10 protein-coding genes are annotated in these 15,424 nt (G+C 45.5%); 6 read left to right on the top strand and 4 right to left on the bottom strand.

Features of this window, described 5'->3' with window-relative positions; genetic code table 11:
• Nucleotides 1-40: 40 nt before the first annotated feature.
• Complete coding sequence (locus OSC7112_RS18635) at nucleotides 41-316, bottom strand: hypothetical protein (protein ID WP_015177357.1); 276 nt, start codon at nucleotides 314-316, stop codon at nucleotides 41-43.
• Between the two features lie 237 nt (nucleotides 317-553).
• On the opposite strand from OSC7112_RS18635, the gene OSC7112_RS18630 reads away from it, so the two are divergent.
• A complete protein-coding gene (locus OSC7112_RS18630; RefSeq protein WP_015177356.1) occupies nucleotides 554-1,663 on the top strand; it encodes a vWA domain-containing protein in 1,110 nt (369 codons plus the stop codon).
• Nucleotides 1,664-1,784: 121 nt separating this feature from the next.
• Entirely contained in the window at nucleotides 1,785-3,281 is a 1,497-nt protein-coding gene (locus OSC7112_RS18625) for an IS5 family transposase (protein WP_015177355.1), read from the top strand.
• 136 nt (nucleotides 3,282-3,417) lie between these two features.
• Here OSC7112_RS18625 and OSC7112_RS18620 read toward each other — a convergent pair whose 3' ends face one another.
• Nucleotides 3,418-5,487, bottom strand: a complete 2,070-nt coding sequence (locus OSC7112_RS18620) for an ABC1 kinase family protein (protein ID WP_015177354.1) — start codon at nucleotides 5,485-5,487, stop codon at nucleotides 3,418-3,420.
• Nucleotides 5,488-6,353: 866 nt separating this feature from the next.
• Here OSC7112_RS18620 and OSC7112_RS18610 point away from each other — a divergent pair.
• The 4 genes from OSC7112_RS18610 to OSC7112_RS18595 all read left to right on the top strand — a co-directional run bounded on the left by OSC7112_RS18610 (nucleotide 6,354) and on the right by OSC7112_RS18595 (nucleotide 13,956).
• Nucleotides 6,354-7,952, top strand: a complete 1,599-nt coding sequence (locus OSC7112_RS18610) for a M16 family metallopeptidase (RefSeq protein ID WP_015177352.1) — start codon at nucleotides 6,354-6,356, stop codon at nucleotides 7,950-7,952.
• Nucleotides 7,953-8,133: 181 nt separating this feature from the next.
• Nucleotides 8,134-9,615 (top strand): M16 family metallopeptidase, encoded by a 1,482-nt coding sequence (locus OSC7112_RS18605; RefSeq protein WP_015177351.1) that lies wholly within the window; start codon nucleotides 8,134-8,136, stop codon nucleotides 9,613-9,615.
• Between the two features lie 1,447 nt (nucleotides 9,616-11,062).
• Nucleotides 11,063-12,763 carry a group II intron reverse transcriptase/maturase gene (gene ltrA, locus OSC7112_RS18600; protein ID WP_015175181.1) on the top strand — a complete coding sequence of 567 codons (1,701 nt, stop codon included), beginning with the start codon at nucleotides 11,063-11,065 and terminating at the stop codon, nucleotides 12,761-12,763.
• 5 nt (nucleotides 12,764-12,768) lie between these two features.
• Nucleotides 12,769-13,956: an RNA-guided endonuclease InsQ/TnpB family protein gene (locus OSC7112_RS18595; protein WP_015177349.1), complete on the top strand. Its 1,188-nt coding sequence runs from the start codon at nucleotides 12,769-12,771 to the stop codon at nucleotides 13,954-13,956.
• A 39-nt stretch (nucleotides 13,957-13,995) separates the two neighbouring features.
• On the opposite strand, the gene OSC7112_RS18590 is transcribed toward OSC7112_RS18595, so the two are convergent.
• Together OSC7112_RS18590 and cobU are read right to left on the bottom strand one after the other, a co-directional pair.
• Entirely contained in the window at nucleotides 13,996-14,418 is a 423-nt protein-coding gene (locus tag OSC7112_RS18590; protein WP_015177348.1) for a hypothetical protein, read from the bottom strand.
• 283 nt (nucleotides 14,419-14,701) lie between these two features.
• The gene (gene cobU / locus OSC7112_RS18585; RefSeq protein WP_015177347.1) at nucleotides 14,702-15,277 is read right to left on the bottom strand and encodes a bifunctional adenosylcobinamide kinase/adenosylcobinamide-phosphate guanylyltransferase; all 576 of its coding nucleotides are present in this window, start codon (nucleotides 15,275-15,277) and stop codon (nucleotides 14,702-14,704) included.
• Nucleotides 15,278-15,424: the final 147 nt, after the last annotated feature.

Below are 15,424 nucleotides of genomic sequence, written 5' to 3'. Positions count from 1 at the left end.
CTTGGACAGCAGGCGATCGTGTCTAGCTCAACGAAAGAAATCACTTGCAGACACGCTCCATGACACCACCAAATGAGACAGCAACGTTATATCCAATACGAATACCAAAGAGTCGGGCGTTTGGGTGCTTTTTACTAAGGTTGCGAGATGCTTGCAATCCAGTTTTATCGACTTCATAATCACCTGTCTCAATGTCGATGATGACCATCTTGCCGATGTTCTCTTCCACCTCGACCTTTTGGCAGATGTTGCTTTCGTACAATTGCTTTGCACGTTGTGCAACTTCTTCACGGCTTAATGCGAAATTATGAATCATCACCAAAATTATAATTCTGACACAACTTTAGTTTTGTGTGGTGCGTCAGCTATTAGATTTTTAGTTTAAACCGAAAATAATCATAGCTGACACACCCTACTAATAACTTTTGTGGAACGGGCATCTTGCCCGTTTCTGAAAAATGTAAAATCTTGTTACAAGTGACTTGACACCAGTGACTAAATCCATTTCCCAATGACTATAATTTGTAAAAAATCATTTTGTAGGGGAAATTCCATGCAGAAACTAACTAGAATTTTATTCACTACAGCTTTAACCCTAAGTATTTTGTGTTCTCCCACAGCAGCTTTCGCCAAAGCAAAGATTCAGATAGCCATCCTTTTAGATTCTAGTAATAGCATGGATGGACTGATTGACCAGACTCGTACTCAACTTTGGCAAGTTGTTAATTTTTTAACTAAAGTAACCAAAGATGGCGAAGTACCAGATTTAGAAGTTGCTCTGTACCATTATGGTAATGACAGCTTACCTTCCTCAGAAGGTTTTGTCAGATTATTAACTGGATTTACTCGTGAATTAGATTTAGTTTCCGAAAAGCTATTTAGTATCAAAACCAACGGCGGTCAAGAATATGCTGGCTGGGTAATTCGTTCGGCAATGCAAGAATTAAACTGGAGTAAAAATCAGGAAGATTTTCGCGTGATTTTTATTGCGGGTAATGAACCATTCGATCAGGGCCCAATACTTTGGAATCAATCTGTCAATCTCGCTGTCAAAGGAGATACCCTCGTTAATACAATCTACTGTGGTTCAGCCGAAAGTCAGGAGCGACAACTTTGGGTATCAGGAGCAGATTTAGCAAAAGGCAGTAGCTTCAACATTAATCAAAACCAACAAATTGTGGTAATTAAGTCCCCTTACGACGACGAAATTTCTACTTGGAATACTAAACTAAATCAAACTTACATTCCCTACGGTAGAGAAGGAAGAATAGGACAACAACGTCAAGCAGTTGAAGATAGTAATGCTGGCAGCAATAGGGTTTTGCGTAGTGCGTCCAAAGCTTCTGAATACTATGATAATGCTTCTTGGGACTTGCTGGATGCTCTCGAAAACGGAACAGTTAAACTAGAAGCAATATCAGATGATAATTTACCAGAAATCATGCGAGGGATGACGCTAACAGAAAAAAGAGCATATGTAGCTGGAAAGAAAACCGAAAGAGAGGCGATTAAAAAGACGATCCGCGACTTATCTCAAAAGCGTGCAGCATATATTGAACAACAGCGCCAATCTAGTACCAATAGCGGTGAAAATACTCTCGATCGCGTAATTATTCAGAGTCTCCGCCAGCAATTAGCGGCTAAAGGATTCAAGCTTAATTAGGGCTTGCTGAATAAGTGCTGAAAGGTTCACCACATGAGGGCTGCGATCGCCCGAGCGTGGGTGGTGAGTGCAACAAATACAGGTAAAATAGTACAGAACCCTTGCACCACCGTTAACAGTTGTGTACCGAAAAGTTGACCCAGACGGCACCCCACCAGAAAGCTTTGAATTTCCTCATGGAGGAAAATTAGCCTCAGACAACCGTTGGGTAATGATGGCCCAATTGATACCGTGGTCAGAATTTGAAGCAGAATATGCTGAAAATTTTGCCTCATCTATAGGGGCACCCGCTAAATCATTTAGGATAGCATTGGGGGCATTAATCATCAAAGAGAAATTGGGAACTAGCGATCGCGAAACTGTAGAACAAATTCGAGAAAACCCTTATCTACAATACTTTATCGGTCTCTCATTCTATAGCAATGAGATTCCATTTGATGCCTCCCTATTGGTTCATTTTCGACAAAGAATCAGCGTCAATCTCGTCAATAAAGTGAACCAAAAGATGGTGAAGAATCTCCGAGAATCCCCGACACCTCAACCTGAATCAAGCAAAAAAAAACCAGCAGAACTAAATGAGAGTGAAAATCAGGGAAAATTATTATTAGATGCAACTTGTGCTAGCGCAGATATCACCTATCCAACTGACATAGGAATTCTCAATCGAACAAGAATGCAAACCGAAAAAATCGTAGATATCCTCTACGAGTCAATCAAAGACCAATGCCTGAAAAAACCCAGAACCTACCGCAAAAAAGCTCGTAAAGATTACCTAGCGATTGCCAAGCAGCGCCGACCGACGCAGAGCAAAAAAAGAACAGCCATTAAAAAGCAACTGCAATATATCAAAAGAAACCTAGCTCATATTGAGAAATTAATCGAGTTAGGCTCTCTTTTGGAGAACTTGAGTAAGCGACAATATAAACTGCTGCTAGTCTGTCAGGAAGTTTACCGCCAACAATCCTGGATGTACCAACACAAAACAAATAGAATTGACGATAGAATAGTAAGTTTAACCCAACCCCATGTTCGTCCCATAGTTAGAGGAAAAGCAGGAAAAGCCACAGAGTTTGGAGCCAAAATCTCAGCGAGCAGTTGTGACGGGTATATATTTTTAGATCGAATTAGTTGGGATAACTTCAATGAATCAGGAGACTTAATAGCCCAAGTAGAAGCATTTAAAGAATTCACAGGACATTACCCAGAATCAGTTCACGTTGACCAAATTTATCGCACTCTATCGAATAGAGCATGGTGTAAAGAAAGAGGAATTAGGATGAGTGGTCCGCCCTTGGGAAGACGACCAGCCCATGTGAGTAAAGCAACAAAAAAGCAAGCTCAAGAAGATGAGAAAGCTCGTCAAGCTATAGAAGGAAAATTTGGTCAAGCAAAAAGAAGATTTAATCTCGATCGAGTGATGGCTAAACTCGATAATACATCCCAAACAACGATTGCAATTGCTTTTTTAGTTATGAACCTTGTGGCTGGGTTATTGCGGTTATTGTGGCTTTTTGTGTGTCAATTTTTATTAATAACAACTGGAAAGAAGGCAACGATTATCAAAAGTTATATCCTGGTATTACAACTAAAAGAAAAACTTAAGTTGAGCGTAGGCTAGCAATAGCGCGATGGAACTTTTTTGAGTTTTTTGGACTTATTCAGCAAGCCCTAATTAAAAGAACGCAGACAAAATTTCATCTGCGTTCATCTGCGTTTATCTGCTAATATCTGCGGTCAAAAAACGCCCAATCAAACTACTTCGCCACAGGCAAAGACAACTGAGGCGAAGTTTTAGCATAGCTTCCATTCTCTGGAATCGCATCCTGTTCCTGCGAAAGCAAAAACTCGCGAATCACCCTAGCAACTGCTCTTTGAGCTAAACCGCCGACTACTTTCTGCCCCATATTCTGCACTTCCGGTTTCACCAACAACTGCGGCAGTAGCTGCAATACTTTCATCGAGTCAAAACCGGGAGTTGATTGCAAAATATCCCAAATCCGCTTGATGTGTTCTAAGTTTTTTTGTTCAGTTGGTGAAACCACAGGTTGATTTGCCTTGACTCCAAACCATTCGCCGACGACTGCTTTGGCGTTAGCAAAAGCATTGCTCGAAAGCGTGTCGAGACTTTTGACTAATTCGAGGACAATACGATCGCGAATGAAATCTCCCCTTTCGGAAAATAAATATTCTAATGCTTGGTTCAAGAGTTTGCTGACATCGTAATCATCGCTCTCGCGGGCATTGTTGAGCAAGTTTTCTAAGCGGTTCCAGCGGAATTCGCCTTGTTTGAACAGCAAATCTTGCAGGGATGCTCTCAATTCCGGTGCGGGGTCGCTCAACAGCCGTTTTGCGACATAAGGATAAGCTTTGCTCAACACTTTGAATTCGGGGTCAACGTTGATGGCAATCCCTTCTAACGTAACGAGCGATCGAATAATCAAAGCGTAGTAAGCTGGAACCCGGAAAGGATATTCGTACATTACCGCCGAAAGCTCGTCAGTAATGCTTTTGAAATTGAGTTCGGCAACGCTAGCACCCAAAGCATTGTTAAACACCCCCGCCAAAGCCGGAATAATTGGCGTCAAATCCGTATCTGGCGTTAAAAATTCCAACTTGACATAATCTTTTGCCAAACCTTCAAAGTCGCGGTTCACCAAATGCACCACAGCTTCCAACAAGCCGTATCGCTGATAAGGTTTAACTTCGCTCATCATCCCGAAATCGAGATAAGCTAATTGACCGTCAGGAGTTGCCAAAAGATTGCCGGGATGCGGGTCGGCGTGAAAGAAACCGTGTTCTAGGAGTTGTCTGAGAGAGCACTGCACCCCCACTTCAATTAAGTAAGGAGCGTCGATTCCTTGAGCTTTAACGGCTTCTAAATTCGTAAGTTTGATGCCGGTGATCCACTCCATTGTTAAGACGCGGCGGCGGGTATATTCCCAGTAGATGCTGGGAACGTAAATGTCTTTGATGTGGCCGTAGAGTTGGGCAAACCGTTCGGCATTGTGACCTTCGTGGGTGTAGTCCATTTCTTCGTAAATGCGCTCGCCCAACTCGTCCATAATGCCTGCGAGGTCACTGCGAATTATTTTGAAGTTGTTTTGTGCCCAAACTGCAAGACGCCGCAGGATGTAGATATCTAAGCCGATGTTTTCGGCTAAACCAGGTCGCTGGACTTTGATGGCGACTGTTTCCCCGGTTTTGAGTTTGCCTTTGTAGACTTGTCCGAGGGAAGCTGCGGCGATCGGATCTGGGCTGATTTCTGCGTAGATGTCTTTGGGGTGGGCGCCCAATTCTTCTTGGATGAATTGATATGCTACTTCGTTGGGAAATGCTGGCAATTGGTCTTGCAGCGTTGTTAGTTCTTCTAAATATACTGGCGGTACTAAGTCCGGCCGTGTTGAGAGTGCTTGTCCGATTTTGATGAAAGCTGGGCCGAGTTGGCCGAGAATTTCCCGCAGTCGGACGGCGCGACGCTTTTGGTTGGTGGCGGTACGACCTGTTTTGCTGTCGAACCACACACTGAAGGCAAAGCTAAAAAATGTCCAAACAACGCTCGACAGCCTTCCCCAGACTTGTAGAGGTCGATTTCGGTACAGGGCTGCGATCGCCACTGGATCGTACCGAACAGTATCTCCGGCCAACTCGAAAGCTATGTCTCTGGCGGATTTTAGCCGATCGTCCGTTACTACCTCAGTCTCTAGTGATACTGGTACTGCTTGCAGGGGAATGGTGTTTGCATCTTTGAGATTGCTTAGTACAGCCTGAGTCCCTGAATTTGTATAAGTTTGCGGGGAGGCTGGCGATACTGTCTTGACATTCATAAATCAGACCTAGTGTGAAGCATTGTAAATATATTGTAACAATTTGTCGCCTTATCACCACTGCTTTAAGGAAATACGGTTCAGTTAGGGGTTGTCCGCAGCGAGGAACGTCAGCTTTCGCGATCGAAGGTCAATCGATTGCGCGATTTTCGATTTTCGATTTGAGATTGACTTGCGCGAGATAAATGCTCTTTCTTGAGGATTTTCGATTTGAGATTTGGGATTGATTCCACGGATAAATGCGGGGGCTTGTACCACCTTTGAAATACTCGGTCAAGCAATCGCAGTATCTATTTTTCACGGTTTTACCCCCAGGACTGTCTTATTTCAAGCGTATTGTAGTTTACTCGACCCGACCAAGAGAAAGTTTTGCATACTTAATTGCATTGCTGCATCTGTCTGAGGGATTTCTTAACGCGGTAGTGCCTGAGAACCCGCTCTGCTGGGACAGATCGTCGGTGAGAGCGAAATTTTTACCGAGCGATCGGGCTAAATTTGCTCAGATGGGGTTGCCGGGGGTAATTTCCCAACCGATTCTAGCCACCATGACGGAAGAAGTGGCAGAGATTTTGGGATGAATAACCTCAACATTTTTTTTAATTTTTGTAACGAAAACTGAATCTTCACTAATTCCTCACCAGTCTCAACTAGCCTTCAGGTATGTAGCTAAAAGCTATAGGAATTACGCATTGTAAGGGCAGCACAAGGGTTTCAGCTTGTCGCTCGGGGCCCGGAATGACGTAATTTCGTGCTTGGTGGGTAAGTCCTATCATAGACCGCATTCACATCGATGAGCATCTACCAAGCCGTTGGACATCAAGTAAATTCCATCATCAAGAGTTTCCAATTCTTTAGTGGTTTCTAATATGTATGTTTCCAATTTACCGACCGTTAACTGCTTCTTTGAAACAATCTGGCCCAAGGGTAAGAGGCGAGCGATCGCCCTTTTACTCACCGCTGTCTTACTAACCTGGGGAATATTCCCAAAAATCGCCCATGCCCGTGAAACCGTCCCGACCTCCTATCTAGAAAAGGAAGTCAGCATTCAACCCTACTTCGATCGCGTGATCCGGCAGGTGACAGAGTTTCGCCTCGACAACGGCATGAAGTTCATCGTGCTAGAGCAGCCGAGAGCCCCTGTCATTTCCTTTCTGATTGGCGCTGACGTAGGCGGAGCCAACGAACCCAACGGCAAAACAGGGATAGCCCACTACCTAGAACACTTAGCCTTCAAGGGGACATCGAAAATTGGTACGAAAGATTACACAGCCGAAAAACCCCTGCTAGACCGAGAAGATCTAATTTTCAGCCAAATTCAGGTAGCCCAAGCAGCAGGCAAAACAGAAGAACTCGCCAAGCTCAAGGCAGAGTTTGACCAATTGGAAGTCGAAGCCTCCGAGTACGTCAAGGAAAATGAACTGGCCAGAATTGTCGAACAAGCTGGGGGCGTCGAACTCAACGCCTGGACTTCGACGGATGCCACCTCGTACTTCTACAGCCTCCCCTCCAACAAGCTCGAACTGTGGATGGCCTTGGAGTCGGAGCGATTTTTAGACCCAGTATTTCGAGAATTTTATAAAGAAAAGCAGGTGATTCAGGAAGAGCGACGACTGGCGGAGAACTCGCCGGTTAGCCAAATGGTAGAAGCTTTTGCAGCCAAGGCTTTCTCAGTGCATCCCTACCGCCACCCCGTCCTTGGCTACACCAAAGACATCGAAAATATTTCGCGGCAAGATGTGAAGCAATTTTTCGAGACTCACTACGTCCCCAGCAAGCTGACGGCGGCGGTGGTGGGAGATGTGAAAGCTTCGGAAGTGAAACGGCTTGCCGAAATCTACTTCGGCCGCTACCCAGCCAGGTCTACTCCGACCGATTTGACTGTGGTGGAGCCGGCACAAACCGAAATGAAAGAGGTCACGCTGCGGTTGCAGTCCCAGCCTTGGTATCTGGAGGGATACCACCGACCGGCGATCGATCATCCCGATCACCCGGTGTATGAAGTGATCGGCAACTTACTCAGCGACGGCCGCACTTCTCGCCTCTACAAGTCTCTGGTAGAAGAGCAGCAATTGGCCCTGTCGGCCTACGGTTTTAGCGGTTATCCGGGGGACAAGTATTCTAATTTGATCTTGTTCTTTGCGATGACGACTCCGGGACACTCGGTGGAGGAAGTGGCGGCTGCTTTGAGGAAAGAAATCGAGCGGTTGAAAACGGAGCCGGTGTCTACCGAGGAGTTGGAGCGCGTGAAAACTCAGGCGAGGGCGGGTTTGTTGCGATCGCTCAATTCTAATATGGGCATGGCGTTTTCGCTGGTGGATTATGAGGTGAAAACGGGTTCTTGGCGCAATTTATTTAAAGAGATTGACGCGCTCGCAGCGATTACTCCGGCTGACATTCAGCGAGTGGCTCAAGGGACTTTCCGCCCTGAAAATCGCACAGTTGGGCGGTTGCTGCCTAGTCCTTAAACTGATTTTCAGGGCGTTGCTGAATACAAGTATGAATTCAAGATTTCCCAATGGCTATAGGCACTCGTAGGGTGAGTTTTGTAACATCAAGCGAAAAGGTGATTCATACGCCAGAATCAGCAACGCCATTTTGGGAAATGGTTGACAGTTCACAGTCAAAAAAATTGTCAGGGGAACAAGAATGAAAAGAGGTAATTGGCTCAAAAATAAGGTGAAGTTATTTCTGATTTCCCTTTGCTTATTAACGGTTTCATCTTTAATTTTTAATCTGTCATTTTCTTCGGCGACAACCGCTAAACAGTACACGGAGTTAATATTTAACCCGCTGCCAGAGATCTCGTTGCCTAAGTACACTCGCTTCGTCCTCAAAAACGGCATAGTGGTTTACCTGATGGAAGATCGGCAATTACCCCTAGTCGAGGGGACAGCGATGTTTCGCACGGGCGATCGCTTTGAAGCGGCGGATCGAGTGGGGCTGGCCAGTTTGACTGGAGAGGTGATGCGGACTGGTGGGACTCGCCAACATTCGCCGGATCGACTTAATCAGTTGCTAGAACAGAATGCTGCACAGGTGGAAACGGGTATCTCTAGGAGTTCTGGGAGTGCTACATTTAGCGCCTTGAGCGATGATTTAGAAACCGTGTTTGGGCTGTTTGCTGAGGTGATTCAGACACCGACCTTTGCTCAAGATAAATTGGATTTGGCGTCTAAGCAAGAGGAGGGTTCGATCGCTCGCCGTAATGACCATCCCTATAGGATCGTTTGGCGAGAGTTTCAAAAGTTGATTTACGGAGAGCAGAGCCCTTACGCTCGCACAGTGGAGTATCAAACTCTCAAGAATATTTCCCGCAATGATGTGGTGAAGTTCTACGAGCAATATTTCCACCCAAAGAATATGATTTTGGGAATTGTGGGGGATTTTGACACCGCAAAAATGCGATTGCTCGTGGAAAAGGAGTTTGGCAACTGGCAATCTACTAAGGCGATAGAGGTGCCACCTTTGCCACCTGTATCGCCAGCCCATCAGGGTGGCGTCTTTTTCGTCAACCAGCCGCAACTCAGCCAGAGTTATGTGAGAATGGGCCATTTGGGCGGGATGTTAAATAATCCTGACTATCCTGCCCTGAGCGTCCTCAATGATGTACTCAATGGTTTTAGGGGGCGTTTATTTAATAATGTGCGATCGCAGCAAGGCCTTACCTATTCTGTCGATGCGGCTTGGAGTCCTGAATATGACTATCCGGGGGTGTTTACGGCTGGGGGAGCAACGCGATCGGAGGCGACGTTACAGTTTCTGAAGGCGATTCGGACCGAAATTGAGCGGGTTCGCACTGAACCCATTACGCCGACAGAATTAGCCGTTGCTAAAGATGCAGCCATCAATTCTTTTATCTTCAATTTTGAAGAGCCAGCCCAAACATTATGGCGCTTAATCGAATACGAATACTATGGCTATCCGCAGGATTTCATCTTCCGCTATCAGCGGGGGGTGGAAGCAACTACAATTGCCGATGTGCAGCGGGTGGCGCAGACTTATTTCAAGCCTGAAAACCTAGTGACATTAGTGGTGGGAAATCACGATGCAATTAAGCCACCGCTGAGCAGTTTGGGCGATTCGGTGAAGGTGCAACCAATTGATATTAGCATTCGCCCTCCGAGTTGAAAATAAAGAGAGGAAAAGGGGTAGATACTGTTGACAAAAATTTTCCTGAATTTTCCTAAATCTACTCATTGACTAGGCTATCATGTCTATAGCCTTTCGAGCGTAACATGAGGTGCACGCTCGATAAGCGGGCATAGAGAATAGGGCATAGGGAATAGGCCTGGATTGGGAATAGGCCTGGATTGGGAATAGGCCTGGAGTGGGCTGGAGTGGGCTGGAGTGGGCTGGAGTGGGCATCAGTTGCGAGCGGTGCGTACCTCATTTTATTGAGAACCGCTATATCCCTCTTTTGTCAGTTTCGGCAGAAAATAATCTGGGATGGTTATATCATAAGACTTTTACCAAAAACCTTGATTTGGGCCATTCTGTTAGAAAATAAATTCTCAAATCCTTGATCTATCTACTATCTACAGTTTTAAATTTGGTTTTCATTTTTAGTTTCCCAGAGTGACAAAAGAGGGATATATGAGTAAGCTAACAACGATCGCTCAAAAATTTTAATCAGTTATGTATAGCCTTTCGAGCTCTCATATGAGGTACTCTACAGCATCGGCCTGGAGTGGCCTGGAGTGGGCATACCTCACCACGCTTGAGAACCGCTGTACGCCATCAAGGTTGAATTGAAACTTAATAACCAGGAACGTAAGTAACCACACAAAATTAATTACCAAGAAATTGGGTCTAAAGCCCCGTCCTTACAGGACGGCTTTAATTTAGCCAAAACTGTGCTATGGTCTTTATATTCATCATAGCGACGTAAATGCTAGTATTTGAAGCCAAGCTAGAAGGAAAAAACGAGCAGTACGAACGGCTAGACGAAGCCATTCGTACTGCTCGTTTTATTCGGGTGCGACGTGAAAGTCGTGTGTAGGTGCATCAGCACTAAAGACTGAGGAGCCGTCTCCTCTATGGGACTCCTTCCCCATATTCCCATGTAAAAGGGTCAAGTACCCCGCCTACCGAGATAGTAAGTAATGAAACTAAGGGAATGCAAGGCACAAAAGCTGGAATACGGACAGCTCGTTTGATATATCCGGCAAGGGAAAGGGAGGTAAGGGTTAACGAAAGTGAATCATCGTAAGCTCCGTGAAATGACAATGGCGAAATGAGCTGATACGCCATGCCAAAAGGCAAGCAGGTAAGTCGTTGAAGTTCGGACATCAACGATGAAGGAGTAAAACCCCTGTCGGAGTATAGATGGAACCCGAACCTCTCGCAGGTCACATACACGAAACACGGTAAACCCCACTAGCTCTTGGGTAAGGTCGAAAGCCCAAGTAGGTCAACCGTAAGGAAGACGGAACTGCCGAGGGGGTAAAGGATGCCAGAAAAAGCGAAAGCCAAGGGTAACGCCCTGGATAGGGGTTCAAAATTTGCCTCTCACCAAAAGGTGGCAGACTTCTGGTAGGTCTTCAGCGATAAATCAAAGTAAAGGAATTGAACCGACGTGAAAGATAGGGTCAGTAATGACATCGGAACGAAGGAACCGTTGAGAACATGGGAATCCATCAACTGGAAACTTGTGAATAGACGGATTAAAAACCTGAGACGGAGAATTTATCGAGCAACCCAGAACGGACAGTGGAATAAGGTTCGCAGCCTTATGAAACTGATGATATGTAGCTACTCCAACCTACTACTGTCAGTGCGGAGAGTAACTCAAGAAAACGAGGGGAAAAAGACGGCTGGCATAGACGGTCAGACGGCAACCACCCCCTCCGAAAGAGTAAAACTCGTCAAAGAAATGAAGGATTACACCCTGTGGAAAGCTCAACCCGCTAGAAGGGTATATATTCCAAAAGCCAATGGAAAACAAAGACCATTAGGGATTCCAACAGTTAAAAACCGTATAGCACAAGCAGTAATCAAGAATGCACTGGAACCTAGTTGGGAAGCCCGAATGGAGGGTAGCAGCTACGGTTTCAGACCAGGTAGAAGCTGTCATGATGCCATAGAACACTCTTGGATTCGCCTTAATAAACAAGGGAATGACAGGTGGGTATTAGACGCAGATATCAAAGGCGCATTCGACAACATCAGCCACAACTTCATACTCAAAACTATTGGAGAAATACCAGGCAGAGAGTTAATTAAACAGTGGCTGAAAGCAGGTTATGTAGAATCTGAGATATTCCACGAAACGAAAAGCGGAACACCACAAGGGGGGATAATCTCACCCCTTTTAGCTAATATAGCGCTGGACGGAATAGAACAATTCCTAAGTCAATTTAAGAAAAGGCAAGGGAAGAACAAGTCTCCTAGAGCGCCTAAATATGGATTTGTCAGATACGCTGACGACTTCATTATCACCGCCGAAACAAAAGAGGATATTGAGGAAATAATTCCCTCGGTAAAGGAACTCCTCAAGACAAGAGGACTGGAATTAAATGAGGACAAAACCAATATTGTTCATATAGAACAAGGATTCAACTTTCTGGGATTTAATGTCCGACACTTCCAGGAAAGCTGTCTAGTAAAACCTCAAAAGGAAAAAGTCAAACTATTCCTTAGAGAAATTCGGGAATGGCTAAAAACCAATAAACACGCCAGCCCGGAAGCAGTTATCCAATACCTAAACCCCCGAATCAGGGGGTGGGGAAACTACTATAAGCACGGGGTAAGTAGCGAAGTGTTCAGCTATGTTGACCACCAAATTTTTCAGGCAATCTGGAAATGGTCACTAAGCAGACATCCAAACAAGGGGAAGAAGTGGGTGGCAGGAAAGTATTTCATCACTGTCAATGGCAGGAAATGGAACTTTCATGCAGCAGTTGAAGACAGAAATGGGAGGAAGAAAAACCTAATCCTAACGAAACTCGGAGACTTACCAATAACCCGCCACGTCAAAATCAAAGGAACGGCGTCCCCTGATGACCCCAACCTTACCGAATACTGGGAAAAACGTAGAACTAACTACGGAAAAACATATTTTGCCAAAGGTTCAAAGCTATTCAATGTAGCCCAGAGCCAAAGCTGGAGATGCCCCGTATGCGGTGAACACCTGTTCAATGGAGAAAAGCTACACACCCACCACAAAATGCAAGTGAAAGATGGGGGAACTAATAGGGAAAACAACCTAGTCCACCTACACCTCACCTGCCACAAGCACGTACATACGGGTAAAAGTTCTGAGGTTCTGGAGGCTTGAGCCGTATGATGCGAAAGTGTCAAGTACGGTTCTTAGGGGGGAGAGATGCGGCGACGTATGCTCTCCTACCCGACAATAGCTGCATCAGGTACTGGATCGACACAAAAGATGTAGGTCGCTACGACTTAAGTGCTTATTGTGCGGTACTTGCCAAGGAATTTCCTTGGGCTGCCAAGCTTAACTCAATGGCTAGGCAGGCTTCGGCCGAAAGAGCTTGGTCAGCGATTGCGCGGTTTTTCGACAACTGCAAAAAAGCCAAACCCGGAAAGAAAGGTTTTCCCCGTTTCAAAAAGCATGAAACCCACGGTTCTGTTGAATACAAGACTTGCGGATGGAAGCTTTCTGACGACAGGCGAAATATAACTTTCAGTGATGGATTCAAAGCAGGAAGTTTTAAATTATGGGGAACTCGCGACCTACACTTCTATCAGTTAAATCAAATCAAGCGGGTGCGCGTAGTTCGCCGAGCTGATGGATACTACGTGCAATTCTGTATTGATACTGAACGAAATGAAAAGCGGAAACCTACGGGACGAACTATTGGTTTAGACGTAGGGCTAACGCACTTCTATACAGACTCTGACGGAAATACCGTAGAGAATCCACGCTATCTGAGAAAGTCTGAAAGGTCACTTAAAAAACTTAATCGGAGACTCTCTAAAACTCAGAAAGGCTCTAAAAATAGAGTTAAGGCTCGGAATCGTTTAAGCAGAAAACACCTCAAGGTAAGTAGGCGACGTAAAGACTTTGCCGTGAAATTAGCAAGGTGCGTAATCCAGTCCAACGACTTGGTAGCCTATGAGGACTTGTCGGTGCGTAATATGGTTAAAAATAAAAAGCTGTCCAAGTCTATATCAGATGCAGCCTGGACAGCTTTTAGGAATTGGGTTGAATATTTTGGCAAAGTATTTGGGGTGGCGACTGTTGCAGTGCCGCCACAGTATACAAGTCAAAATTGTTCTAATTGCGGGAAAGTCGCGAAGAAATCGTTAAGTCAAAGAACACATATTTGTCCGCATTGTGAATTTGTTTTAGACCGAGATTGGAATGCCGCTCGCAACATATTAGAACTAGGATTGCGTACCGTAGGGCATACGGGAACCTCAAACGCCTCTGGAGATATCGACCTCTGTTTGAATGAGGAGACTCCTTCAAATAAGTCGAGTCGCCGAAAGAGGAAGCCTAAACAGTGATGTTTAGAATCACGCCCGGCTTTAGCGGGCGTGAGAATGTCAATCGCCGCTGGATCTTTTGAGTCGATCGCGAATTCCTGAAAGTTGCAGTTGGTTGCTGACTGGCGATCGAGGTTGGGGCATTTCCGTATCGGGCCAGTTTGCTAAGTCGTGACAGGGACAGGACTCCGGGGGCATTCCGGTTTTTTTGAACACTACGGGCATAGCGCAGCGCGCGCAGGGACTGATTTCCCAAGCTGGTGTCAGCAGTTGGGCAATTGTTTCGTTTGTGCCTTCTAGGTAACAGTCTCCGCTGTCGCGGGAGATGATTTTTTGCCAGCAGTCTTCAAATTCCTGGCTGTAGCGATCGCCGGCATTTACCGATTTGGGCTGCAGCGCTTCGGAACCGTTGTAAATTAATACTTTTTTGCCTAACTGAAACCAGTAAGCAATATATTTTCTTACTTCACGATCTGATGCCATAACTTTTAGTCAACCCTTCAGCTAATAATTGATTATTTTAGACTTTTAATTGGAAATCAGCACTCTTTCTTAAGAGACATTTTATCTTTTACATCATTTTAAAATTTGGCTATTTCTCATCATGTCAAATTGTTGAGCTGTTCTCCCAATAGAGTATATTTTTTGACTAATTTATGTGAGTCTTGAGCTTTCAATATTAGTTAAAATTATACCTGATTTTCAGTTATAATTGTCCGTCGGTAAACCGAGATGTTTTCTCTCTTGTCGATCGCGACTCCGACTGTTAATTTTTCGCTACGGGCGGCAGCGGGGTACCCAAAGCCCTCAGATCCAAGGCGTAACCTGCGGTGGCGAGATAAACATTATCGGCGATCGCCCCGATGCGGCGCACGAGAGTGCCGAGGCGATCGCGAAACAGCCGCCCCGCCGGATAAGCAGGCACAACGCCCCATCCGGTTTCTTCCCCTACCAAAATTACATCAGCCGCCGCCGACTTCAAACTAGCTAGCAAATTTTGCTGCACAGTCGCCCAAACAGCAGCTTCTTCTTCCAAAAGATTTGCCGTCCAAGTTCCCAGGGAATCAATCAACAAGCAATCTGAGGGCTTGCCGGCTTGCACAACTGCCGATAATTCGATCGGCACTTCCAGAGTTGCCCAATCAACTGGACGGCGATTTCGGTGCTGTTCGAGGCGACGAAGCCACTCCAAATCGGCTTCATCAACCCGGCCAGTAGCCACATAGATTACTTGTTTTCCCGAACCCGCAGCGAGAGTTTCGGCCCATTCACTTTTACCGCTTCGGGCCGGCCCGGTTACTAAGATTAATTGTCTCGATGCAGTCGGTTCAGAGTTAGTCATTAGTCAGTCGATTTTAGATTTTAAATTTTAGATTTTAGATTTACTCCACAACAAATGATTTTGGGAGATTGAAGTTTGGTCAAAATTTTAGGGCTGCTGGCGACTAATGTCGCGGGCTTGTCTCCGTTCTTTGGGCGGGGTCACAGA

This window comes from Oscillatoria nigro-viridis PCC 7112 (assembly GCF_000317475.1).
Taxonomy (GTDB): domain Bacteria; phylum Cyanobacteriota; class Cyanobacteriia; order Cyanobacteriales; family Microcoleaceae; genus Microcoleus; species Microcoleus nigroviridis.
This window is presented reverse-complemented; position numbering and strand designations above follow the sequence as displayed.

Coding starts and splice junctions, on each gene's coding strand:
- OSC7112_RS18620 (WP_015177354.1), bottom strand. CDS start 5,487: ATGAATGTCAAGACAGTATCGCCAGCCTCCCCGCAAACTTATACAAAT.
- OSC7112_RS18590 (WP_015177348.1), bottom strand. CDS start 14,418: ATGGCATCAGATCGTGAAGTAAGAAAATATATTGCTTACTGGTTTCAG.
- OSC7112_RS18610 (WP_015177352.1), top strand. CDS start 6,354: ATGTATGTTTCCAATTTACCGACCGTTAACTGCTTCTTTGAAACAATC.
- OSC7112_RS18595 (WP_015177349.1), top strand. CDS start 12,769: ATGATGCGAAAGTGTCAAGTACGGTTCTTAGGGGGGAGAGATGCGGCG.
- OSC7112_RS18605 (WP_015177351.1), top strand. CDS start 8,134: ATGAAAAGAGGTAATTGGCTCAAAAATAAGGTGAAGTTATTTCTGATT.
- OSC7112_RS18630 (WP_015177356.1), top strand. CDS start 554: ATGCAGAAACTAACTAGAATTTTATTCACTACAGCTTTAACCCTAAGT.
- OSC7112_RS18635 (WP_015177357.1), bottom strand. CDS start 316: ATGATTCATAATTTCGCATTAAGCCGTGAAGAAGTTGCACAACGTGCA.
- cobU (WP_015177347.1), bottom strand. CDS start 15,277: ATGACTAACTCTGAACCGACTGCATCGAGACAATTAATCTTAGTAACC.